Source organism: Citrobacter sp. S-77, from assembly GCF_963864895.1.
Taxonomy (GTDB): domain Bacteria; phylum Pseudomonadota; class Gammaproteobacteria; order Enterobacterales; family Enterobacteriaceae; genus Citrobacter; species Citrobacter murliniae.
The window spans coordinates 4,685,815-4,709,305 of sequence record NZ_CAWLWU010000002.1 but is presented as its reverse complement, the minus strand read 5'-3'; the positions used below and the strand labels follow the sequence as shown (position 1 = coordinate 4,709,305).

At 47.2% G+C, this 23,491-nt stretch carries 23 protein-coding genes; 11 read left to right on the top strand and 12 right to left on the bottom strand.

The genetic code is table 11. The features are described 5' to 3' along the window. Window positions 1-41: 41 nt before the first annotated feature. The 4 genes from radC to mutM all read left to right on the top strand — a co-directional run bounded on the left by radC (window position 42) and on the right by mutM (window position 2,315). Window positions 42-707, top strand: a complete 666-nt coding sequence (gene radC, locus AACS05_RS23050; RefSeq protein ID WP_045448824.1) for a RadC family protein — start codon at window positions 42-44, stop codon at window positions 705-707. A gap of 275 nt (window positions 708-982) precedes the next feature. After that, entirely contained in the window at window positions 983-1,219 is a 237-nt protein-coding gene (gene rpmB / locus AACS05_RS23045) for a 50S ribosomal protein L28 (protein WP_003024071.1), read from the top strand. A gap of 20 nt (window positions 1,220-1,239) precedes the next feature. Beyond that, window positions 1,240-1,407 carry a 50S ribosomal protein L33 gene (rpmG, locus tag AACS05_RS23040; RefSeq protein WP_003024094.1) on the top strand — a complete coding sequence of 56 codons (168 nt, stop codon included), beginning with the start codon at window positions 1,240-1,242 and terminating at the stop codon, window positions 1,405-1,407. A 98-nt stretch (window positions 1,408-1,505) separates the two neighbouring features. After that, complete coding sequence (gene mutM, locus AACS05_RS23035; RefSeq protein WP_045448821.1) at window positions 1,506-2,315, top strand: bifunctional DNA-formamidopyrimidine glycosylase/DNA-(apurinic or apyrimidinic site) lyase; 810 nt, start codon at window positions 1,506-1,508, stop codon at window positions 2,313-2,315. 28 nt (window positions 2,316-2,343) lie between these two features. Here mutM and coaD read toward each other — a convergent pair whose 3' ends face one another. Together coaD and waaA are read right to left on the bottom strand one after the other, a co-directional pair. Continuing rightward, window positions 2,344-2,823 (bottom strand): pantetheine-phosphate adenylyltransferase, encoded by a 480-nt coding sequence (coaD, locus tag AACS05_RS23030; RefSeq protein ID WP_045448820.1) that lies wholly within the window; start codon window positions 2,821-2,823, stop codon window positions 2,344-2,346. 8 nt (window positions 2,824-2,831) lie between these two features. Then, window positions 2,832-4,109 carry a lipid IV(A) 3-deoxy-D-manno-octulosonic acid transferase gene (gene waaA / locus AACS05_RS23025; RefSeq protein ID WP_045448818.1) on the bottom strand — a complete coding sequence of 426 codons (1,278 nt, stop codon included), beginning with the start codon at window positions 4,107-4,109 and terminating at the stop codon, window positions 2,832-2,834. 423 nt (window positions 4,110-4,532) lie between these two features. Between waaA and AACS05_RS23020 the strand changes: the two genes are divergently transcribed. From AACS05_RS23020 to AACS05_RS23005, 4 genes are read left to right on the top strand one after another with little or no spacing between them, the layout of a single operon-like run. Further along, window positions 4,533-5,648: a glycosyltransferase family 4 protein gene (locus tag AACS05_RS23020; protein ID WP_045448817.1), complete on the top strand. Its 1,116-nt coding sequence runs from the start codon at window positions 4,533-4,535 to the stop codon at window positions 5,646-5,648. Between the two features lie 2 nt (window positions 5,649-5,650). After that, window positions 5,651-6,448, top strand: coding sequence for a lipopolysaccharide core heptose(I) kinase RfaP (gene rfaP, locus AACS05_RS23015; RefSeq protein WP_045448815.1), 798 nt, complete (start codon window positions 5,651-5,653; stop codon window positions 6,446-6,448). 30 nt (window positions 6,449-6,478) lie between these two features. Continuing rightward, window positions 6,479-7,498: a glycosyltransferase family 8 protein gene (locus tag AACS05_RS23010; RefSeq protein ID WP_045448814.1), complete on the top strand. Its 1,020-nt coding sequence runs from the start codon at window positions 6,479-6,481 to the stop codon at window positions 7,496-7,498. A 48-nt stretch (window positions 7,499-7,546) separates the two neighbouring features. Continuing rightward, window positions 7,547-8,539 (top strand): glycosyltransferase family 8 protein, encoded by a 993-nt coding sequence (locus tag AACS05_RS23005; RefSeq protein ID WP_045448812.1) that lies wholly within the window; start codon window positions 7,547-7,549, stop codon window positions 8,537-8,539. Window positions 8,540-8,564: 25 nt separating this feature from the next. Here AACS05_RS23005 and AACS05_RS23000 read toward each other — a convergent pair whose 3' ends face one another. The 7 genes from AACS05_RS23000 to rfaD are packed head-to-tail and all read right to left on the bottom strand — an operon-like array spanning window position 8,565 to window position 15,826. After that, complete coding sequence (locus AACS05_RS23000; protein WP_045448810.1) at window positions 8,565-9,509, bottom strand: glycosyltransferase family 8 protein; 945 nt, start codon at window positions 9,507-9,509, stop codon at window positions 8,565-8,567. Next, entirely contained in the window at window positions 9,510-10,565 is a 1,056-nt protein-coding gene (gene rfaQ / locus AACS05_RS22995) for a lipopolysaccharide core heptosyltransferase RfaQ (RefSeq protein ID WP_045448809.1), read from the bottom strand. Continuing rightward, a complete protein-coding gene (locus tag AACS05_RS22990; protein ID WP_045448807.1) occupies window positions 10,558-11,580 on the bottom strand; it encodes a glycosyltransferase family 2 protein in 1,023 nt (340 codons plus the stop codon). The genes rfaQ and AACS05_RS22990 overlap by 8 nt, the downstream gene beginning before the upstream one ends. Beyond that, on the bottom strand, window positions 11,573-12,856 hold the full coding sequence (locus AACS05_RS22985; protein WP_190284571.1) for an O-antigen ligase family protein: 1,284 nt from the start codon (window positions 12,854-12,856) through the stop codon (window positions 11,573-11,575). The genes AACS05_RS22990 and AACS05_RS22985 overlap by 8 nt, the downstream gene beginning before the upstream one ends. Window positions 12,857-12,872: 16 nt before the next feature. Beyond that, window positions 12,873-13,841 carry a lipopolysaccharide heptosyltransferase RfaC gene (rfaC, locus tag AACS05_RS22980; protein ID WP_045448804.1) on the bottom strand — a complete coding sequence of 323 codons (969 nt, stop codon included), beginning with the start codon at window positions 13,839-13,841 and terminating at the stop codon, window positions 12,873-12,875. A gap of 3 nt (window positions 13,842-13,844) precedes the next feature. Next, entirely contained in the window at window positions 13,845-14,891 is a 1,047-nt protein-coding gene (gene rfaF / locus AACS05_RS22975; RefSeq protein WP_045448802.1) for an ADP-heptose--LPS heptosyltransferase RfaF, read from the bottom strand. A gap of 2 nt (window positions 14,892-14,893) precedes the next feature. Further along, window positions 14,894-15,826 carry an ADP-glyceromanno-heptose 6-epimerase gene (gene rfaD / locus AACS05_RS22970; protein WP_003827312.1) on the bottom strand — a complete coding sequence of 311 codons (933 nt, stop codon included), beginning with the start codon at window positions 15,824-15,826 and terminating at the stop codon, window positions 14,894-14,896. 215 nt (window positions 15,827-16,041) lie between these two features. Here rfaD and kbl point away from each other — a divergent pair, with 215 nt between their 5' ends. From kbl to AACS05_RS22955, 3 genes are all read left to right on the top strand, one after another. Further along, window positions 16,042-17,238, top strand: a complete 1,197-nt coding sequence (gene kbl / locus AACS05_RS22965; RefSeq protein ID WP_045448800.1) for a glycine C-acetyltransferase — start codon at window positions 16,042-16,044, stop codon at window positions 17,236-17,238. Between the two features lie 9 nt (window positions 17,239-17,247). Continuing rightward, window positions 17,248-18,273: an L-threonine 3-dehydrogenase gene (tdh, locus tag AACS05_RS22960; protein WP_045448798.1), complete on the top strand. Its 1,026-nt coding sequence runs from the start codon at window positions 17,248-17,250 to the stop codon at window positions 18,271-18,273. 193 nt (window positions 18,274-18,466) lie between these two features. Next, window positions 18,467-19,504, top strand: a complete 1,038-nt coding sequence (locus tag AACS05_RS22955) for a glycosyltransferase (RefSeq protein ID WP_045448796.1) — start codon at window positions 18,467-18,469, stop codon at window positions 19,502-19,504. Here the strand turns inward: AACS05_RS22955 and AACS05_RS22950 are convergent, their stop codons facing one another. Genes AACS05_RS22950 through gpmM form a run of 3 tightly spaced genes read right to left on the bottom strand, consistent with a single transcriptional unit; the run spans window position 19,505 to window position 23,278 of the window. Beyond that, the gene (locus tag AACS05_RS22950; protein WP_045448794.1) at window positions 19,505-20,437 is read right to left on the bottom strand and encodes a divergent polysaccharide deacetylase family protein; all 933 of its coding nucleotides are present in this window, start codon (window positions 20,435-20,437) and stop codon (window positions 19,505-19,507) included. It lies immediately after the preceding gene. A 3-nt stretch (window positions 20,438-20,440) separates the two neighbouring features. Then, window positions 20,441-21,700, bottom strand: coding sequence for a murein hydrolase activator EnvC (gene envC, locus AACS05_RS22945; protein WP_255351284.1), 1,260 nt, complete (start codon window positions 21,698-21,700; stop codon window positions 20,441-20,443). 33 nt (window positions 21,701-21,733) lie between these two features. Then, entirely contained in the window at window positions 21,734-23,278 is a 1,545-nt protein-coding gene (gpmM, locus tag AACS05_RS22940; RefSeq protein WP_045448790.1) for a 2,3-bisphosphoglycerate-independent phosphoglycerate mutase, read from the bottom strand. Between the last annotated feature and the right edge of the window lie 213 nt (window positions 23,279-23,491).

Genomic DNA, 23,491 nt, shown 5'->3' with positions numbered 1-23,491 from the left:
GTTGGGGTTATGCCACCATGCAGACTCCAAAGGAGGGAGGCATGAAAAATACAGGATGTTTGATGCCCCGGGAAAAGATGATGAAGCTGGGAGTCCGTTCTCTTACGGATGTTGAGCTACTGGCGCTCTTTTTACGCACCGGATTACGCGGTACTGATGTACTCACGCTGGCGAAAGAAATGCTTCAGCATTTTGATTCGCTTTATGGCCTTTTGTCTGCAGATTACATGGAATTTAGTCACGTTCAGGGTATTGGCGTGGCGAAGTATGCGCAACTCAAGGGGATTGCCGAACTGGCGAGACGCTACTACAACGTGCGTGTGATTGAGGAAAGGGCGCTACTTAGCCCGGAAATGACGAGAGAATTTCTGCAAAGTCAGCTTGCGGAAGAGGAGCGGGAGATCTTTCTGGTGATCTTTATGGATGCTCAGCATCGCGTAATTAAACACAGCAAACTTTTTTCCGGTACGCTTAGCCACGTAGAGGTGCATCCGCGAGAGATTGTCCGTGAGGCGATAAAAATGAATGCGTCAGCGGTGATCCTTGCACATAATCACCCTTCGGGGTGTGCAGAGCCGAGCAAAGCAGATAAACTCATCACCGAGCGTGTGGTGAAATGCTGTCAGTTCATGGATATCCGGGTGATTGATCATCTTGTAATTGGGCGTGGAGAGTACGTTTCTTTTGCGGAACGTGGTTGGATTTAGCGCACTTTACGCGATCCATCGGGATCTTTGTCTGTTCGGGACTTGAGCACATCGCTGACTCAGCGTATACTACGCCACCTTTGAGAATCTCGGGTTTGGCATTTGGGCCTGGCAATCGAGAGTTCGCGAATACATGAGATCATTCATTCGGCGTCCAATGATGATGCAGTATGAACGATTAAGTGTATTGAACTGCGATAACCGGGCTGAGAAGCCTGACGAGGCGCCAATACCCCATACGAAGCTCGAGCTAATTTGATTTTTGGAGAATAGACATGTCCCGAGTCTGCCAAGTTACTGGCAAGCGTCCGGTGACCGGTAACAACCGTTCCCACGCACTGAACGCGACTAAACGCCGTTTCCTGCCTAACCTGCACTCTCACCGTTTTTGGGTTGAGAGCGAGAAGCGTTTTGTCACCCTGCGTGTATCTGCTAAAGGTATGCGTGTAATTGATAAGAAAGGCATCGAAACAGTTCTGTCTGAACTGCGTGCCCGTGGCGAAAAGTACTAAGTACTAAGAGGAAATAAATCATGGCTAAAGGTATTCGTGAGAAAATCAAGCTGGTTTCTTCTGCTGGTACTGGTCACTTCTATACCACTACGAAGAACAAACGTACTAAGCCGGAAAAACTGGAACTGAAAAAATTCGATCCAGTTGTCCGTCAGCACGTTCTGTACAAAGAAGCTAAAATCAAATAATTTTAGTTTCGATGTCACGAAAAACCTCGCCTCGGCGGGGTTTTTTGTTTTCTGGCCGTCCCCATATTAATAAAACCTGATATACAGCCGGAGATGCTATGCCTGAATTACCTGAAGTCGAAACCAGTCGCCGTGGTATTGAACCTCATCTGGTAGGGGCAACGATTCTGCATGCCAATGTTCGGAATGGTCGTTTGCGCTGGCCGGTATCAGAGGAAATTTATCGTCTTAGTGATAAACCCGTCGTTAGCGTACAGCGCCGTGCGAAATATCTGTTGCTGGAGCTACCGGATGGCTGGATTATCATTCATCTGGGCATGTCAGGCAGCCTGCGTATCCTCCCTGAAGAGCTTCCGGCAGAAAAACATGACCATGTCGATTTAGTGATGAGTAATGGCAAAGTCCTGCGTTACACCGATCCTCGTCGTTTTGGTGCCTGGCTGTGGACAAAAGAGCTGGAAGGACACAATGTTCTCGCACATCTTGGTCCCGAGCCTCTGAGCGATGATTTCAACGCCGATTATCTCCAGCACAGATGTGCGAAGAAGAAAACGGCGATTAAACCCTGGCTGATGGATAACAAATTGGTGGTGGGCGTGGGTAATATCTATGCCAGTGAGTCGCTCTTTGCGGCTGGCATCCATCCTGACCGTCTGGCATCGTCACTGTCAAAAGCCGAGTGTGAATTGCTGGTGCGCGTTATCAAAGCGGTTTTACTGCGCTCTATCGAGCAGGGCGGGACGACGCTGAAGGATTTCCTGCAAAGCGACGGTAAGCCGGGCTATTTTGCACAAGAATTGCAAGTCTATGGGCGTGAAGGTGAGCCCTGCCGCGCATGTGGTGCACCCGTTGTCGCCACTAAACATGCCCAGCGGACGACGTTCTATTGTCGCCGCTGTCAGAAATAAAGTTAATCAGCAGGCTGAATAACGCATTTTACTTTAGCTTGTCCATTAACGCCTGATGAACGTTCTCTGGTAAAAAGTGGGTCACGTCACCCTGATGGCGGGCGACCTCTTTAACCAGCGATGATGAGATAAATGACCACTCTTTGGAAGGCATCAAAAAGACGCTCTCCAGCTGGGGCATCAGATGGCGGTTCATGTGCGCCAACTGCATTTCATATTCGAAATCCGCGACCGCACGCAGACCGCGTATCAGAATGTTAGCCTGATTATCGCGGGCGAAGTTTGCCATCAGATCGCTAAATCCCAGAACTTCCACATTGCCAAGATGTGCCGTTGCCTGTTGTGCCAGTTCAACGCGCTCTTCAAGCGTAAACATCGGCTTTTTACTGGGGCTTGCGGCAATCGCCAGGATAACGTGATCAAACATGTGCGTTGCGCGCGTCACGATATCAATGTGGCCATTAGTTATTGGATCAAAGGTTCCTGGATAAATCGCCCGTTTTTGCATGACAACCCTCAATGCGTTTTGGGTGGCAGGTAAGGTTCCAGCAGCTGCAGCAGACGTTGTAGCGCGCCCTGGTTTTGATACAGAACTTCAACCGCATGACGACCATAAAAACTACGATAATCTGCATCTGTCAGTAAAGAAGAGATCTCTTTAACCAGCGTGGTGGCGTCGGTAACAGTGATCAATCCGCTTGCCTGCTCCAGTCGCGAGCAAATATCTTTAAAATTAAAGGTATGTGGCCCCATCAATACCGGAATGGCATGCGCTGCGGCCTCTAATGGGTTGTGACCTCCACGTTCCACCAGTGAGCCACCGACAAAAGCAAGGTCGGCAATGCCGTACAGAAGCATCAGCTCGCCCATAGTGTCGCCGATAACGACCTGGGTAGCTGAAGACGGGACTTCACCCGAGGACCGTGTGGTATAGCTTAGCCCAGCCTGGCGTACGAGGTTAATAGCATCCGGGAATCGTTCTGGATGTCTGGGAACCAGAATCAGTAAAAGGTTCGGAAACTGATTTAATAGCGCCTGATGAGCAGCAATGATGATGCTTTCTTCACCATCGTGCGTGCTGGTTGCAATCCATACCGGGCGATGTGGTGCCCACTGGCGGCGCAATGTAATCGCTTTGGCAGCCAGTTGCGGAGTGACGGAAATATCAAACTTAAGACTGCCAGTAACCGTTACCTGATTGTTTCTTGCGCCAAGGGTAATAAAGCGTGCGCCATCCTCTTCATTTTGTGCAGCAATCAGCGTAATGCGACGTAGTAGCCTGCTAACAAATTTACCCAGTTTCGCATAGCCGGCAGCTGAGCGGGCAGAAAGACGTGCGTTGGCAATGACCAGAGGAATATGACGCTTATGCAGTGCAGCAATCAGATTTGGCCATAGCTCAGTCTCCATTATTAACACCAGCTTGGGGTCAACTTTGTTCAGGAAGCGGTTCAGTGCGTCTGGTAAATCGTAAGGGAGATAGACGTGTTGAACGTCAGTACCGAAAGCAGACTGTACGCGCTCGGAACCTGTTGGCGTCATGGTCGTTACCGTGATCGGTAGATCGGGATAACGATGTCGCAGAGCGCGAACTAAAGGGATCGCCGCCAGCGTTTCGCCTACAGAAACGGAATGAAGCATGATGCCGCCAGGTTTCAGTGGGCGGCGATAAAATCCATAGCGTTCACCCCAGCGTTTACGATAGGCCGGAGCCTTACGTCCGCGCACCCAAAGCCGTATCCAGATCAGGGGCTGAATAAGGTAGAAAAGGGCGGTGTAAAGCAATTCGAGCATAATAGTAGCTGACTTATGAATGTGCTGGGGATTCTATGTATTTAACTATGGCTTTACCATCATTTTTATCCAGGTTGTATCAAAAGGATTGAATTGGCAATGCCTTGTTTTAGCTGCGACTGTATCAAAAAGGCACATATTCCCATTTGTAAGGCTTAGCGTCTTGTGCGGTACGACTTTTTTGGTGAATTGCGTTTCTTATTATCTGATTGTTTTTAATTGATAAATTTTTTATATGGTTAAAAAATATTCATTTCGGATTGAGTGATAATAAATGGTATACTGCTGCATAATTTCAGGTAGCTAGCAGCCATCAACGCTTCGGAGCCATGGGAGGCAATCTTTGGATAGCGCAAGCAGAGATTACAGTACTCTTATGCATCAGGTTTGGTGTGGCTGGCGACGCGATGCGGATATTAATGGATGATCATTGCTTTTTGTTTGTACAAGTATTTTCCCTATGGCGGGTTACAACGTGATTTCCTGCGGGTTGCGCTTACGGTTGCTGCACGTGGCCACCGTGTTCAGGTTTTTACCCAGAGCTGGCAGGGGGAGCGTCCTGAGGGGCTTGAAATTATACTCGTCCCAGTAACATCCAGAACTAACCATGGAAAAAATGAGCAATATTATCAGTGGGTTCAGCAATATTTAAGCCAGCACCCAGTTGATCGGATCGTAGGGTTTAATAAAATGCCGGGGTTGGATGTTTATTATGCAGCTGACGTCTGTTATGCCGAAAAAGTTGCCCGGGAAAAAGGTTTTTTTTACAAGCTGACGCAGCGATATCGGCATTATTCTTCATTTGAAAAAGCCGTATTTCAGCAAGGATCCCGCACCGCGTTATTGATGTTAACCAACAAGCAAATTGGCGATTTCAAACATCATTATCGAACAGAGAACCAGCGTTTTCATATTCTTCCCCCTGGGATTTACCCTGATCGGAAATATAGCCAGCAACCTGAAAACAGCAGGCAGAATGTCAGGAATAAAAATGGTATACAACGCGATCAGTTTTTTCTCCTGCAAGTGGGATCAGATTTTAAGCGCAAAGGTGTATCGAGAACATTGCAGGCGTTGGCGTCTTTACCAGAGTCAATACGCCAGCGGACGCGATTGATGGTAGTAGGCCAGGATAAAGCCGATCGCTACCGTGCTCAGGCCCGCCAATTGGGTATTGAAGAGCTCGTACAATTTTTCTCGGGGCGAGATGATATTGCTGAATTGATGTCCGCTGCTGATTTATTGCTCCATCCTGCCGTTCAGGAAGCCGCTGGTATTGTATTGTTAGAGGCTGTGGTTGCAGGTTTGCCTGTATTAACCACGGAAGTATGCGGATATGCCGATTACATCAATGCCGCCCAATGTGGAGTGGTAATTTCTGAACCGTTCGAGCAGACAAATCTGAATACAGCACTTTTCGATGCGCTGCAAAATAATGAGAAGAGAAATAGCTGGGCAGGCCATGCCCGGCATTTTGCTGATACAGAGGATCTCTACAGCCTGGCGGACAGGGCTGCAGATATCATTTTAGGTCATTGAGAATGATTGAACTAAAAGAACCGTTTGCCACGCAATGGCAAGGAAAAGATCCGTTCGCGGAAGTGTCTAAGCTGGATGGTGAAGTCTTCCGCGCTCTGGAAACACGGCGTACCCTGCGTTTTGAGATGATGGGTAAGGGGTATTTTCTTAAATATCATCACGGAACCACGCTAAAAGAAGTGGTGAAGAACCTCATTTCTCTCCGCATGCCTGTTCTTGGCGCAGATCGAGAATGGTTAGCTATTCACCGTTTGAAAGAGCTGAATGTTGATACAATGAACGGTGTTGCATTTGGTCAGAAAGGACTTAACCCGTTAGAGCGAACGTCATTTATCATCACTGAAGACCTGTCTCCTGCAATCAGCCTTGAAGATTTTTGCGCCAGATGGGGTGTCGAGCGCCCTGATTTTGTCTTAAAACAGGCCATTATTACCCGTGTAGCAGAGATGGTCGGAAAAATGCATCGTGGTGGGGTGAACCATCGGGACTGTTATATCTGTCACTTTCTGCTTCAACAGCCGATGCCAACAGAAATCGCGGATATTAAACTTTCTGTAATTGACCTGCATCGTGCACAAATACGTCAGCATGTACCGCGCCGTTGGCGTGACAAGGATTTAATTGGGCTCTATTTCTCCTCACTGGAGATCGGATTGACATCCAGGGATATCTATCGTTTCTTACGTGTATATTTCGCAATGCCATTGCGTGAAATTCTCCGCCACGAAGCCAGATTGTTTCAACAAGCTGTCACAAAAGCGCAAAAAATAAGACAAAGAACAATAAGAAAAGCGCTATAAAATGCATAAAAAGTTTGAGGCCATTTTATTATGAACATTGATTTTCAAAAAGTAATTATTCAAAAGCATGTTATTGACAGCTCTACGCACGATAAAGATAAGAAATTAAATATTGCGTATGGCGTCGATCGCAATTTTTTATTTGGATCCGGGATTTCAATGACATCAGTATTAGTTAATAATCCTGATATCGATATCAATTTTTATATAGCAACAGACTATATTGATAATGACTATCTGGAAAGCATAAATCGACTGACCCAAATGTATAGTACGACGGTGACGATTCTTGTTTTCGATAACGCTGCATTTCGTAAGCTACCGAGCACGAAAGCCTGGACTTATGCAATGTACTATCGTTATTTTGCCTTTGAATATTTAAGCGCAGAATTAAGCTCCGTACTGTATCTTGATGCTGATGTTATATGCAAAGGTTCTTTGCGAGAGTTTACTGAGGTTAATTTCTGTGGGGAATATGCTGCTGTTATCAATGATATCGATGAAGTGCGTATCAAATCAGGTAACCGGCTCGGTATACCAGCGCTGAGTAATGGTTATTTTAATTCTGGTGTTGTATATGCGAATTTAGATGTTTGGCGAGAACAACAGCTCCTGACTAAGGCGTTTTCTATTTTAGAGGAGCGCCAGAAGGAACTCCTTTATTTTGATCAGGATGTTCTGAATATATTGTTCGTGGATAATGTCATTTTTCTGAGAAGAGATTTTAACTGTATCTACGGCGTGGATCAGGAACTGCAGAATAAAAATGATGAAATCTATCAAGATTATATTACTGATGATACGGTGTTGATTCATTATGTTGGTGTTACTAAACCATGGCATAAATGGGCTAAATACCCAGTAGCTAAATACTTCATTGAAGCTTATGAAAAATCGGCATGGGCGGAAAAGTCTTTACTTAACGCAAATACAGCAAAACTGTATAAACGTAAATCGCGGCATGAGAGAGTACAGCGAAAATATATCCGATCAGTTCTTAGTCATGTGATGTATATAAAGACTAAGTTACATAGTCCTAAAGTGCACTGAAAACACTAACTGTAATTTATTGATAATAAGATTAAATAGGTGTAGCGAATGAACTTTGATTGTCATCGATCCATAAAAAAGATACTTGAATTTAATCAGGCACCCACTGAACAAAAAACAGAATTTAACATTGCCTGGGGTGTTGATAAAAATTTTATGTTTGGTGCTGCGATCTCGATGACATCAGTACTGTTACATAATAGAGGTTTAAATATACATTTCCATCTCTTTACAGATTATCTGGACGACGATTATCAACAAAGAATTATAAAACTAGCAAAACAATTTTCCACAAATATCTCAATTTATGTTATGGATGCCGAAGGATTAAAAGTATTGCCGAGCGGCCATGCCTGGTCCCATGCAATGTACTTTAGATTTGTTGCATTCGAATATTTGGGCGAAAAAATAGATTCTCTGTTATATATCGATGCCGATGTGATGTGTAAAGGTTCGCTCATTGAACTTAGTCAAATTGATATTAATCAGCATGTTGCCGCTGTAGTTACCGATGTGGATGATAGTCCCGCCAGAGATGTTACAGAAAACAGTGAATATTTTAATTCTGGAGTTATCTACGCAAATCTTAAAAAGTGGAAAGAACAGAATTTTATTAATGCTGCTTTTGATATTCTGTTAGATAAAAGAAATAAACTATCTTTCCCTGACCAGGATGTTTTAAATATTATTTTTTTAAATAAAGTTATTTTTTTACCGAGAAAATTTAACGCCATTTATGGTATTAAACAAGAATTGAAAAGCAAAGATCTTTCTCGATATAAAAAATATATTACGGATGATACAATCCTTATTCATTATGTTGGCGTAACTAAACCATGGAATTCTTGGGCTAACTACCCCTCTGCACAGTATTTTGTTGAGGCATGGAAGGCATCACCATGGGCTGATGTTCCCCTGTTACCAGCCAGAACGCCAAAACAATATAAAAAGAAATCTCGGCATGAGCGATTACAGGGTAAATTTTTCGCCTCGCTGATAAGTTATGCAGGTTATTTAATACAAAAATTAAAGCAAAAATAAAAAAAACTCCCGTGAGGGAGTTTTTTTATTGCAATTTAGTTTTGAGATATTTCATATACCATTTTATTGCGGTGAAATAATTCCCTTTTTTGGCTTCCTGGCGAGAGTAAACCCTATAATCAGTAGGTCTCATACGTGGTGCATATGAGCGCAATTCTGTATTTCGCCATGGCGTGAAATGATGATAGAAAAGATAGAGTTGCTGTGAAAGCCCTGTATGTTCCTTATACCATGGTTTTCTTCCGCCGGTAAAATGGACAATTCGAGGGAGGAACTCTGAGTTGTAGAAAAAAGACTCCCTTTGTTCATCGTTGAACCAATTGAATAAAAAATTCCATCGGTTATCAATAAACGCAACGTTGCCATCCATAGCAATGTTTAATGCATCCTGGTCGAAATAAGGTAATGATTTCCCTTGTTCAAATAGGACAGTATTTGCTTTATGCTCAATATCATATTTGATCCAATTGGCTACATTAATGTACAGGAACCCGGCATTAAAATAGTGATCAGTGCGCAAACCTAAACGTTTTGCATTTTTATTATCATGAATATCGAGCGAGTCATGGCTAACAGCACAGATGACATCACTAATATCAATGTTATTAATCTCATTGAGCTTATCAAAGCACAAAGTATCGGCATCTAAATAGATAAAATGCTCTACCTTATCTTTTAGTAAGCGCGGCACGGCCAAACGCATATAAGTCGAGCGGTTAAGATGTTTGATTGCAAAGTCGTTATTATATTTTTCAATTTCTTCTTTATCGATCTTTACAACCTGAATTTTTTCGCTGGTTGAACGTAATTTATCAATATCCTCATCATTGACATCATAGACAAAGACGAAAAATGAAAGAGATTGTCCTGGATTGTTCATTATGACCGACATAATGGACACTGCTACATATTCCAGATAATTAGCATCTGTACAGTAAGCAATATTAATGACGTTATTTTTGTTATCCATTTATTCTTTCTCATTACCTTTGTCAGTATCACTATCATGAAGTACCGTATCGATAGCGTCAATCACAGCTTGTTCTGGTATCCATGTTAAATATTTTTTTGACCTGTCGAGCTCCTCTCTGGAAGGCATAGGGTGATAATCACCAGCCCAAATCACAATCGCTTTATCTGACCATGGCTTCCATTGTTGATATTTGGTCGCACCAAATAAACATACCTGTGGTGTTCCTAATGCCGCTGCCATATGCATGGGTGCCGAATCGACACCAATATAGAGAATGGCATGGTCGATTAATGCGGCTAACTGCAGGAAAGTGGTGTGACCAGCCAGTGTCAGGTCAGGAGATAATTTACACAGCGCAGCAATGCGTTGGACCTGATGTTGCTCACTTAATGCTGGTCCGCAGGTAAGATAAACATGCAGGCCAAGTTGATGCAGATGATCTATAACGTGTGCAAATTTATCATCATCCCAGCATTTAAACTCTTGTCTTGCAGTCGGTTGAATAACAACATATTTTTGCGTAGGTAATGCCGGGAGTTGAGATACCAAATATTGATAGTCATCCTGACGATAGCGAAGACTCATTTTTTTCTTTAGTTCTGTTTCGCTAAAGCCAATGCCTTTGAGGATTGATAAATTTTGTTCGACAATATGTGTGCCAGTCAGTGGTGTAACTCGTGAAAATAGTCTGTTCCATTGTTTCTTGTCGCGTTCAAACGCAACAGATGGACGGTGTAACGAAGCGATAAGTACACCAATCGGCCATTGTTCGGTTAAATTAATGATAAGATCGTACTGGTTCTTTTTTAGTTGCTGACGTATTGATATGTAATTTTTTACGCTTGTCAGTGGACCTTTCTTTTTCTCAATGAGATAGAAATCGTTGATACCTTCATTAGCGGCTAAGATTGATTTAGTATCTTTATAAAGAAGAAGATCAATTTTAGCGTGCGGATACCGAGTCTGAATACTGTTAATTAAAGGTGTGATTAACAGTACATCACCATAAAATTTTAGCTTGCAAATGAGAACTCTTTCTACTTTATCAAACATTTTTAGCTCCCTTTCCAAAAAACAAATTTTTGCAAGCTGTTATTATTTTATATCTCACTTCAGAAATGGAACGATCAATATGTGGATACTTCATTTTATAAATAATTTTTTTCTTAACGACCCTGGTGTCACAGTTAGCCAGTGCATTCTGAATATCATTAATCATATCCTCGTCATAGCGATAATACCCTCTCTTCTTGCGTAAAATTTTGCGCCCTTCTAAAAAACAATTAATAATCATTAATGAAGCAACAGCTCGCTTTTCATCATTTTTACTTATGTAGTTGCTCATTTTTTTCATGGCAAAGAAGATATTATCAGCATCACTATCGATAATATTCTCGGTGATACTTTTATCATTTACCCGGTAATAGTATAACTTGCTATCAATTTTTAAAATACGATGACATTTGAAATACTGAAAAGGGCAGAAAATAACATCTTCGTAGCGGCGATGTTCTTCAAATCGATCTTCGCCGATAATGTCGCGATGAAAGATCTTTGTCATGAGATGCCATTGCCCGGCACGGAATGTTGGTAACAGGGGCGCGTAGTTGTCGTCAGTTAAAATAATTTCATGCTGGGCTATAGTGCTCTCACTATCTGATGGAGCCTGATACAACTTATTGATATCACGAGTTAAATTGAATTCGACAATATCATATTTTTCTTCTCGTAATTTAGGGAGAAGAACAGAAAAATAATTTGGGCTGATGATATCATCGCTGTCTACAAAGCCAATATATTTCCCTGTAGCATGCGCAAGCCCAACGTTGCGAGTAATCGCAACACCTTGATTTTCCTTATTGATGTATTTAATGTTATTGCAGTTTTTTTCGCGATAAAACGCATTGATACGTTCATCAGTCAAATCTGTAGAGCCATCATTAATAATTATTAACTCAACATCTTCAGTAATACTCTGATGTATAGACGTCAGCGTAGCTGTAATAAATTCAGCATTATTGTATACAGGTATAATAATGCTTAGTAAATAACCTGAAGCGTTAATCATGGCATCTTTCTCTCGTTGGACCCGGTACCAGCATTACCGCTACGCATAACGTCAGAACGCTGCTCAAGGCTTCGCCTTTAGCGTATAATAATAAATCACTTAAGCCATAGATAGCTATAGCGCCTGATATGGCGAATAGTAAAGGACTACGTTGCGTGTAACCTATTAAAAACATAGCACTATACAGCAAGATTAGCACAACAACCCCTGGGATGCCTTTAAGTGAAAACGTATCAATGACTTCATTATGCAGATGGATGTCAACATACGCGAGTGCCCCTTGCAGTGAGACATTTTGTAAAGCGGATACTTTGATTTCAGCATCACGTTGTTCAAGTGATTGTCCCAAATAGTGTGCTTTGCCGGCATCAATTCCTACTCGTTGCATCGCAAATCGCGCGCCAATGGAAGTATTACTATTACTCTGGCTATAAGAATGCAGATCAACCATCATATTCTGGTAGCGATTTTCAATAACCGATTTCAGGGGGATCGCTGCCAGCCCGACTAATACCGCGAAGGCCAGCAGCGCTCTTAATAATATAGTGCGGTTATGGCGATAGTGTATGAAAAAAAGACCGATACTCAGGAGCGGATAGATCAGAATAGCTGCCCGGGTTTGTGTGGTGATGATAACGGCCAATGATATTAAGAAATGTAGCAGGTAAAGTGAGACGGTATGTTTTAAACGCAGGTTGAGAATCGCCTGTGATGCTAATAACGCGATAAACGTCAGGCCGTAGGCCGCTCCGGTTGGGTGCTCAAAACCGAGTGCAACACGGTAGGTCGAAAGATCGGGGGCACCGGCAAGCTGATAGCCAGCGTAAAAATACAGGCCAATCGCTGTAATAATCACCCAGATGCTGACAATGTGGTTTTTTATTGCGCGTGATGGTTGTGATGTCAATGCGGCAATAACCAGTGCGGCAAAAATCATGACCTTGCCGCCGTTCTGGTATGAACGATAAGCGCCGGTAAAAGCAGAACCGGGTTGCTTAAAGATTTCCACCCAAATGATTTGGACTAAACCGAAGAGCAGCAACATAAATGGTAAAAATAGATTTTGTTTGTGGCTAAGCACATGCTTAATATTTTTACCAATCAATGGTAGAGACAGGATCGCACAGACAATAAATACCTTTAGCGCTTCATCTGGGTTGACCAATACCATCGCAAGGGTTGCAAGGATCCCAGCATAAAATAGTACGTATATAAAATCATATGGATTATTTCTTATGCTGCAGATAAGGCGAGAAAACATGTGTTGGCGAAGCATGATTCGTCTCTTAAAATTAAAGCAAATTAATATCAAGTAGCAATACTTTGATAGCGCTGGCATCCAGATCCTGTAACTTTCCGGAATGGCTCTTCTGCGCGTATTGATTCTTCCCATATCCCCCAATCAACCCAGGGTCCGTCGGGCCATACAGCGTAATATTCGGTCGATCCAGTGCGGCAGTTAAATGGCTTAATCCGGTATCAACTGAGACGACAAATTTAGCGCCTGCTAATACCCGGGCCACATCCTCCAGGCTCATTCGCGGTAGAACCTCTACGTAATCAAATCCCTCAGCCAGTCTCCTGGCCCGCGCTTCTTCATGAGGAGCACCCCAGGGGAGCTTAATGCGTATGCCTGCATTATTTAAAAGGCCAATCAGCTCCCGCCAGTTAGCTTCTGGCCAGTGCTTATCATCACGCGTAGTGGCATGCAAGAAGACCGCATACTGTCCCGCATCGGCATTAAGTTCATTCAGAAAATGCTGCGCGATAGCGTAATCACCTTGTGACTGTGGTTTGGCATATCCCAGACTTTTTGCGAACAGTTCTCGGGTTCGTTCAACGGCATGCTGCTGTTTGGCAATATGATGTTTGCGGTTATAAAAAAGACTCGCCAGGGGCTCGCGTGCCGTGCTCCAGTCCATACCATGCTTGATGCCACGCGCCAGACGCGTGACCAGCGCGGCGCTTTTTACCAGGCCTTGTGCATCAATTATCACGTCATACTGCTGCAAACGAACTGCATCGCGAAAGGCTTTACGCTCCGCTTTAATCGGTGCGGAAAACCAGGCCTTGCGCCAGCGGCGAATCGCCACCGGAATTACGCGGTCAACGGCCGAATGCCAGGCGGGGATTTGGGCGAACCCTTCTTCCACTACCCAATCAAATTGAATATCCGGAATGGCCTGCTGCGCATCCGTTAATGCGGGCAACGTATGCAGTACATCGCCCATTGACGATGTTTTAACGATCAGAACCCGCATCCGTCAGACTTCCTCTTGTAACAACAGGTCATTGAGTTCTTCCAGTACACGCTGGGGAGTGATGTCAATCAGGCTCTGGTGATAACCTTCTGCTGCATCCCCTTTACGAACCTTGTGATAACCCGTAATCAGACGAATGACCCGCGCTTTGTGAGACAACGGCGGGGTAAAGTCAGGACTACTTGGGCCATACAATGCTACCAGAGGTCGGTTCAACGCCGCGGCAACGTGCATTAAGCCGGAGTCATTGGTGACAACAGCTTTACAGGCGGCAAGCAGAATAACGGCCTGTTCCAGCTGCGTTTCGCCAGCCAGGTTACGACACCACGCCTGCTGTTCGGTGTTCAGCGTTGCCAGAATCTCATTGCCGGCCTCATGATCTTTGGCCGAGCCAAACAGCACAATCTGATGGCCTTCGTCGATCAGTTGCTTCGCCAGTTCAGCATAGTGATAGTGAGGCCAGCGTTTCGCCGGACCAAATTCTGCGCCAGGGCAAAAGCCGATGATTGGGCGTTCAGCAGAGAGGGAGAACTGGTTACAGGTCAGTGATTTTTCGCCTTCACTGACTTGCAGTTGTGGCCATAACAGCGGTTGCGGTAAATCTTTGGCGGAAAGCATCACGCCTTTATCGTAGGCCAGCGCCACATAGCGTTCGACCATCAGCGGCCAGGCCTCTTTATCCAGCACGCGCGCATCGTTGAGTAAGCCGTAGCGCATCTCGCCACGCCAGCCGGTACGATGGGGAATGCCTGCAAAGAACGGCACCAGAGCGGATTTAAAAGAGTTTGGTAGCACGTAAGCACGGTCATAGCGTTTCTCACGCATACTGTGACCGAGTTTACGGCGTTCGCCGATCTCCAGCGCACCGTGTCCCAGCGGCATGGCGATGGCTTCGTTGACTTCAGGCATACGCGACAGCAGCGGACGGCACCATGCAGGTGCCATCACGTCGATTATCGCCTGGGGATAGCGCGCCTTGAGCGTGCGATAGAGACTTTGCGACATCATCATGTCGCCCACCCATGACGGGCCTATCACCAAAATTTTCATACTTACGCGTCGCGGTTCAGCCAGGCCATATATTCCGTTACGCCTTCGGCAACGGTCTTAAACGGTTTGTCATAGCCCGCAGCACGCAGGTTAGTCAGATCCGCCTGGGTAAATGCCTGGTAACGGCCTTTCAGTTTTTCCGGGAACGGAATGTACTCAATACTGCCTTTTTTGTGGTACGCCAGCGTAGCGTCCGCGACGGCCTGGAAAGATTCTGCCCGACCAGTACCGAGGTTGAAGATTCCGGAAACGCCATTTTCCAGGAACCACAGGTTTACCGCTGCAACATCGCCGACATAGACGAAATCACGTTTGAAGTTTTCACTGCCTTCAAACAGCTTTGGTGTTTCGCCATTGTTGAGCTGGGTGTTGAGATGGAAAGCCACACTTGCCATGCTGCCTTTATGGCCTTCACGCGGTCCGTAGACATTGAAATAACGGAAGCCAACGATCTGGGAGTTTGCTTCAGGCAGGATCTGACGCACATATTCGTCGAACAGGAATTTTGAGTAGCCGTAGACGTTCAGCGGTTTCTCATATTCGCGGGATTCGATGAAGTCAGAAGTACGACCGCCGTAGGTGGCGGCAGAAGAGGCGTACAGGAACGGAATTTCGCGTTCCAGGCAGTAGTGCAGCAGCTCTTTAGAGTATTGATAGTTATTGTCCATCATGTACTTGCCGTCCCACTCGGTGGTGGAGGAGCATGCGCCTTCGTGGAAAATCGCCTCAATATCGCCGAAATCTTCTCCGGCCATAATCTGGATCAGGAAGTCTTCCTTGTCCATGTAGTCAGCAATATTCAGATCCACCAGGTTCACAAACTTGGTGCCGTCTTTCAGGTTGTCCACCACCAGAATATCGGTGATGCCTTTATCATTCAGGGACTTAACGATGTTGCTGCCGATAAAGCCCGCGCCGCCGGTAACGATGATCATAACTGTAACCTTCGAATTATGGAGTCAGAGACAATCTCAGACACGAATGTCTCTAATCATATCACTACATGGCTCTGGCTTCAGCCATTCACAGATAAGCTGTGCGGGTACACGTGATTTATGCTTCATTTTAAAGAAGTGATGATGCGTCATCTCGTATCAACGTATAGCTTTGGGTAATATGTGCTGAAATTTGCCCAGTCTGGAGAATTGCAATGCGTGGGAATTTTTACAAGCAGTTAACGAACGATCTGGAAACCGCACGTGCGGAAGGATTGTTTAAAGAAGAGCGCATTATTACGTCTGCCCAGCAGGCGGATATCACCGTGGCAGACGGAAGCCACGTTATTAACTTTTGTGCGAACAATTACCTGGGACTGGCTAACCACCCGGAACTGATTGCGGCAGCAAAAGCGGGTATGGATTCTCACGGCTTTGGTATGGCGTCGGTGCGCTTTATTTGTGGAACCCAGGACAGCCATAAGCAACTGGAGCAAAAACTGGCTACATTCCTGGGGATGGAAGACGCCATTCTTTACTCTTCCTGTTTCGACGCCAACGGCGGCCTGTTCGAAACGCTGCTGGGTGCAGAAGATGCGATTATCTCCGATGCCCTGAACCACGCATCAATCATCGACGGCGTTCGTCTGTGTAAAGCGAAGCGTTTCCGTTACGCCAATAACGATATGCAGGAGCTGGAAGCTCGCCTGAAAGAAGCTCGTGAAGCGGGGGCTCGCCATGTGCTAATCGCCACCGACGGCGTCTTCTCCATGGATGGCGTGATTGCAAACCTGAAAGGCGTCTGCGATCTGGCAGACAAATACGATGCGCTGGTGATGGTTGATGATTCCCACGCGGTTGGCTTTGTCGGCGAAAACGGTCGCGGTTCTCATGAGTATTGTGACGTGATGGGGCGTGTGGACATCATCACCGGGACGCTGGGTAAAGCACTGGGTGGCGCATCTGGTGGTTATACTGCGGCACGTAAAGAAGTGGTGGAGTGGCTGCGTCAGCGTTCGCGCCCGTATCTGTTCTCTAACTCTCTGGCCCCGGCAATTGTTGCTGCTTCCATCAAAGTGCTGGAGATGGTCGAGGCAGGTAGCGAACTGCGTGGTCGTCTGTGGGCGAACGCACGTCAGTTCCGTGAACAAATGTCAGCTGCTGGCTTTACGCTGGCTGGTGCCGATCACGCCATTATCCCGGTAATGCTGGGTGATGCTGTGGTAGCACAGGACTTTGCCCGCGAGCTGCAAAAAGAGGGGATTTACGTTACTGGATTCTTCTATCCGGTGGTTCCGAAAGGTCAGGCGCGTATCCGTACCCAGATGTCTGCGGCGCATACTCCTGAGCAGATTACGCGTGCTGTCGACGCGTTTACACGCATTGGTAAACAACTGGGCGTTATTGCCTGAGGATGTGAAATGAAAGCGTTATCCAAACTGAAAGCGGAAGAGGGCATTTGGATGACTGACGTTCCTGAACCGGAAGTCGGTCATAACGATTTGCTGATTAAAATCCGTAAAACAGCCATCTGCGGGACTGACGTTCACATTTATAACTGGGATGAATGGTCGCAAAAAACCATCCCGGTTCCGATGGTAGTAGGGCATGAATATGTCGGCGAAGTTGTCGGTATCGGCCAGGAAGTTAAAGGTTTTAAAATCGGCGATCGTGTTTCCGGTGAAGGTCACATTACCTGTGGACATTGTCGTAACTGTCGCGGTGGGCGTACTCACCTGTGCCGGAATACGACTGGTGTCGGCGTGAACCGTCCTGGTTGCTTTGCAGAATATCTGGTGATCCCGGCGTTTAACGCGTTTAAAATCCCGGATAATATTTCCGATGATTTAGCATCTATCTTCGATCCGTTCGGCAATGCCGTGCATACGGCTCTGTCATTCGATCTGGTGGGTGAAGACGTGCTGGTCTCTGGTGCTGGCCCTATCGGTATTATGGCCGCAGCGGTAGCGAAACATGTTGGCGCACGCCACGTGGTGATTACGGATGTTAATGAGTATCGCCTGGATCTGGCGCGCAAAATGGGTATCACTCGCGCGGTCAATGTATCGAAAGAAAATCTGACCGATGTGATGGCCGAACTGGGGATGACTGAAGGGTTTGATGTGGGTCTGGAGATGTCCGGTGCGCCGCCAGCGTTTCGCGCCATGCTAGACACCATGAACCATGGTGGCCGTATTGCCATGCTGGGGATCCCACCGTCAGACATGTCAGTCGACTGGACAAAGGTTATCTTTAAGGGACTGTTTATTAAAGGTATCTACGGTCGCGAAATGTTTGAAACCTGGTACAAAATGGCGGCCCTGATCCAGTCTGGCCTGGACTTGTCGCCAATCATCACGCATCGATTCTCTATCGATGAGTTCCAGCAGGGCTTTGACGCAATGCGTTCAGGTCAGTCAGGGAAAGTGATCCTGAGCTGGGATTAACCATATCCATTCAATGGATTCTGTGTGTTGTCCCCGGATATTTATTATCGTTAAATCTCCGGGGATTTTTTTGTTTGCACGATCCCACATGTCCGGCGCATTTTCCGTCAAAGATATGACTCATTATCTCTGATCATTTGCCGCTTAATATGTTTAAAATTGCCGTTAATTATACTGTCTGACAGGATTTTATATGACCTATACCCCTGGTCTCCTGAGCGTCATTATGCCGCTTTACAACACGGGTGAACCGTTCATTGCGTGTATGGATTCGCTGATTGCGCAAACCTGGAAAAATCTGGAAATCATTATTGTTAATGATGGCTCTACGGATAACTCGGCGGAGCTCGCTCAGACTTATGCGGATCGTTATCCGCACGTTCATCTGTTACACCAGCGTAATGGGGGCGTTTCGGCGGCGCGAAATACCGGCATGAAGATTGCGAAAGGTGAATACATCGCTTACGTTGACGGCGATGATATTGCCTATCCGGAAATGTACGAAACGCTGATGACTATGGCGCTGAAGGACAATCTGGATGTTGCGCAGTGCAACGCGGACTGGTGTATTGCGGAAACAGGCCATACCTGGGCATCTATTCCAACCGATCGTATTCGCTCTACCGAGGTGATGACCGGGCCGGATTGGTTGCGAAAAGCGTTAGCCAGTCGCCGCTGGCGACATGTGGTCTGGATGGGCGTTTACCGCCATCAAACCATCCGTGACGCTGGGCTGACTTTTCTTTCCGGCCTCCACCATCAGGATATTATCTGGACTACGGAGTTTATGTTTAACGCTAAACGTGCGCGCTACACGGAAGTTCCGCTGTATAAATACTTCCTGCACGGCGCTTCTGTTAGCCGTTTGAAACGTACGGGATTGAAAAACCTGGCCTATCAGCGTCATTACATAAAAATTACCCGTCTGTTGGATAAGATGAATCATGATTACGCCGGACGGATCCCGATTTATCCAGAGTTCAAACAGCAGGTGATTTACGAAGCGCTGCGTGTTTGTCATTGCATACGTAAAGAGCCTGACGAAAAGATTCGTCAGCGCATGATTGCCGAGGTTTTTGCCTCTGGTATGTTTAAGCGCATGGTGAGTAATATTTGCAGCGTCAAACTGGGTTATCAGGTGCTTCTGTGGGCCATCCGGTTTAGCAAGTGGCGCGATACATCACTGACTCCGCGCCGACTGGCCCATTTAACGCTCAATCTGAAAGACTGATTACTGCCAGCCCTGCCACTGCAGTCGCATATACTGCACCAGCGTGCTTTGGGTGATGCTTTCTCCAAGCACGTTAAAGAAATGGCTGGCGTAAACCGGCTCTAACGGTTTTTTCGGCTTGCACAGTTTTACTCCGCGGAAAGGATTTCGCGGTGCATCAGGCGCGCCGTTTTTCGGTGTCGTCAGATTTGGCGTGGAGGTGTCCACCTGCGGTTCATTGAGCAGGCTGCTCGGGCGCACCAGCGTAATATCAGCTGGCAGGCTATAAACTATCTGCTGCAGGACACGTACTGTAGAAGGGTGAGGGTGCCCAATGGCAATAGCGGAACCGTTGCGGCGGGCAAGATCGACTGCGCGATTAAACTGACGGCGAATGTCCGCCTCGTTTTGTGTGTCGTCGAGGAAGACTTTGCGTTTGATGACCTTCACACCCGTTCCCGCAGCCGCACGCATGGCCTGGCTATTGCCGATGGTCATGCTGTCCAGGAAGTAGAGATCGTAGCGCTCCAGCGCCTGCATTACTTTCTGCATCCCAAACAGGCTGGAAGTCATCGCGCTGCCCATATGGTTGTTGAGTCCGACGGCATACGGCACTTTGTTCACCGCGTCGCGAATTATCCGCTCAATCTCGTCGCTGCTCATCTCCGGACGCAAAGTATCTTTTTCCAGCGGCTGCTTGCTCAGCGGCGCCATTGGCAGGTGGATCAAGACTTCGTGGCCACTGTTATGCGCTTTGGTCGCCATCTCACGTGCATGTGGGGCGTTAGGTAATACGGCGACGGAGATCGCTGACGGCATCGCCAGTACCTGGTTTTCAGTGTGCGGGCGATAACCGAAATCATCAATGACGATAGCGAGTTTGCCAGCAAAAACAGGGGTTGCGAATGCCAGCAGGCTGGCGAGTGAGAACAATATGCGATGAAACTGAGGCAAAACTTATCTTCCCAACCACGGCTGTGGATTGACCGCCTGACCCTGGCGACGAATTTCGAAATAGAGTGCAGGTCTGCCCTGACCACCACTGCTACCCACCAGGGCAATCGGCTGCCCGGCGCGAACCTGCGTACCCACGCTGACCAGTGCGCTTTGGTTATAACCGTACAGGCTCATATCGCCTTTACCATGTTCAACCACGACGACGAGACCGTAGCCTTGTAGCCAGTCCGCCAGAATAACGCGGCCATCAGCAATGGCTTTTACTTCGGTACCTTCGGAAGCGCCGATAACCATCCCTTTCCAACGTAGCTCACCTTGCAGTTGTTCGCCATAGCGATGCAAAGTCGGTCCGCGTACAGGCCAGAATGCCTGACCGCGTGGTGAACCCAAACCGCCGGTACGAGACATCAGTGATTTTTCACTTTCGGTCGGCTTGTACGTAGAGCCTTTGCGTGACGCCTCCTGCTGCTTATCGCGTACAGCCTGCGCCTCACGAGCTTCACGTTCAGCGCGTGCTTTGGCGGCGGCTTCAGCCCGGGCAAGACTGTTGCGCAGACGGGATTCGTTGGCACGCAACTCGCTTAACTGCTGTTGACCCTGCTGGATGGATGACTCCAGCCCTGCGAGCGTTTTTTTGCGCTCATTACGGGCCTGTTCCAGCTTAGCCTGCTGAGCGCGCTGTTCGTACAGCAGCGTCTGTTGTTCACTCTGCTTATCTTCCAGTTCGGCTTTCTGCGCATCGACTTCTTCGCGAGTTTGCTTCAACTGGGCGATTGTTTCCTGCCGCGCCTGGTTCAGATAACCAAAATAGGCCTGTAGACGTTGTCCACGCTGGCTCTCTTCACCGCTGAGGATTAACTGGATACCGGTATGCTCACCCTGACGAAACGCGGCATCCAGTTGGGCCGCGAGGCTGCGCTCCTGCGCTGCGCGTTGTTTTTCCAGTTTTGCTATTGAGGCATTCATCTCAGCGATTTGTGCATTCAACTGCACCAGCGAATTTTGCGTTTCGCGCAATTGACGCGCGGCAACGGCGATAGCCTGTTCCTGGACTTTAAGCTGGGCGAGGAGGGTGGAGCGCTGCTGCTGCTGTTGGCGTACCGCGCGTTCTTTTGCCGCGATATCGGCCTGAATAGATTTGAGTTGATCGCGTTCGTCCGCGTGGGCGGAAAAGGCGCACAACAATACGCCAGCGCTAAGCGCGCTGGCGTAGAACAAGGGCCTGACTGAAAACTTTCGCAATTTCACGGCCCATGTGATGGTATTAATCGCCTTTCCCCTCATGGGGAGGGATTATTCCACGATGAACAGCGGCTTACCAGTCATCTCTTGCGGGATTTCCATACCCATCAGCGTCAGCATGGTCGGGGCGATATCGGAAAGTTTACCGCCTTCGACTGCTTTGACGTTTTTGTCGCCCACATAAATCAGCGGAACTGGCAGGTTGGTATGTGCGGTATGTGCTTGACCGGTAGACGGATCGCGCATTTGCTCAGCGTTACCGTGGTCTGCGGTGATCAGCAACTGGCCGCCAACGGATTCAACCGCTTTGGCTACCTGCTCAACGCAGTGATCCAGCGCTTCCACTGCTTTAACTGCCGCTTCCATCACCCCGGTGTGGCCGACCATATCGCCGTTCGGGTAGTTACAGATGATGGTGTCGTATTTACCGCTCTCAATCGCGGCAACCAGCTTCTCGGTCAGTTCTGCGGAACTCATTTCTGGCTGCAGATCGTAGGTAGCAACTTTCGGGGAGTTGATCAGGATGCGTTCTTCGCCTTTGAACGGCTCTTCTACGCCGCCGTTGAAGAAGAAGGTGACGTGTGCATATTTTTCGGTTTCGGAAATACGCAGCTGCGTTTTGTCGTGTTTCGCCATCCACTCGCCAAGAGTGTTAGCCAGAGATGCTGGTGGATAGGCAACGGCAGTTTTGATGTCAGCCGCGTATTCAGTCAGCATCACAAAGTTGAGGTTAACGACTTTCTTACGTGCGAAACCATCGAAGTCAGTGTTAACAAACGCACGGGTAATTTCACGCGCACGGTCAGCACGGAAGTTCATGAAAATCAGCGTATCGCCGTCTTCCATTGCGGCATCAGCCTGGCCTTCAGCACGGATCACGGTCGCTTTCACGAATTCGTCGTTTTCATCGCGGGCATAAGCAGCTTGCAGGCCAGCTACCGCAGTATCAGCCTGGAATTCACCCTGTGCCAGCGTCATCAGGTCATACGCTTGTTCAACGCGATCCCAACGGTTGTCGCGGTCCATTGCGTAGTAACGACCAATGATGGACGCTACGCGGCCTTTGCCCAGTGCAGCAAATTTCTCTTCGAATTTTTGCAGGGATTTTTCAGCGCTGCGCGGTGGGGTATCGCGGCCATCGAGGAAGGCGTGCAGATAGATTTTTTCTGCGCCGCGTTCTGCAGCCAGTTCAACCATCGCCATGATGTGATCTTCGTGGCTGTGTACGCCACCAGCAGACAGCAGACCCATGATGTGTACTGCTTTTCCGCTATTTTTTGCCTGGTCAACCGCGTCGGTCAGCACCGGGTTAGCGAAGAAGGTACGTTCTTTGATTTCAACATCCAGACGAGTCAGGTCCTGATACACGATACGGCCCGCGCCCAGGTTGACGTGGCCCACTTCGGAGTTGCCCATCTGGCGGTCAGGCAGCCCGACTTCCAGACCAGACGCATCAATCAGGGTATGCGGACGTTTTGCCCACAGAGCATCCATCACCGGGGTTTTGGCATTAAAGATGGCATTATCCTGGCTGTCTTCACGATAGCCATAGCCATCCAGAATCACCAGTACCATAGGTTTTTTAGAAACCGACATTGCGACAACCTCACACTCAATAGACAAAAGTAATTGCGTAATTTTACTACAGCTGAATCGATAAAATAGCCCCAGAAGATCAAATAATGGGGTAGAGCGGTCCGGGGAGTGCTCTGATTTACGTTTTTTTTTCGGTAGCGCTCCGCAAAAATGCAATCCAATGCACGCTCTGGCTGTATTTGCGCCAACGCGCAGGTATACTCTTTCCCTGTT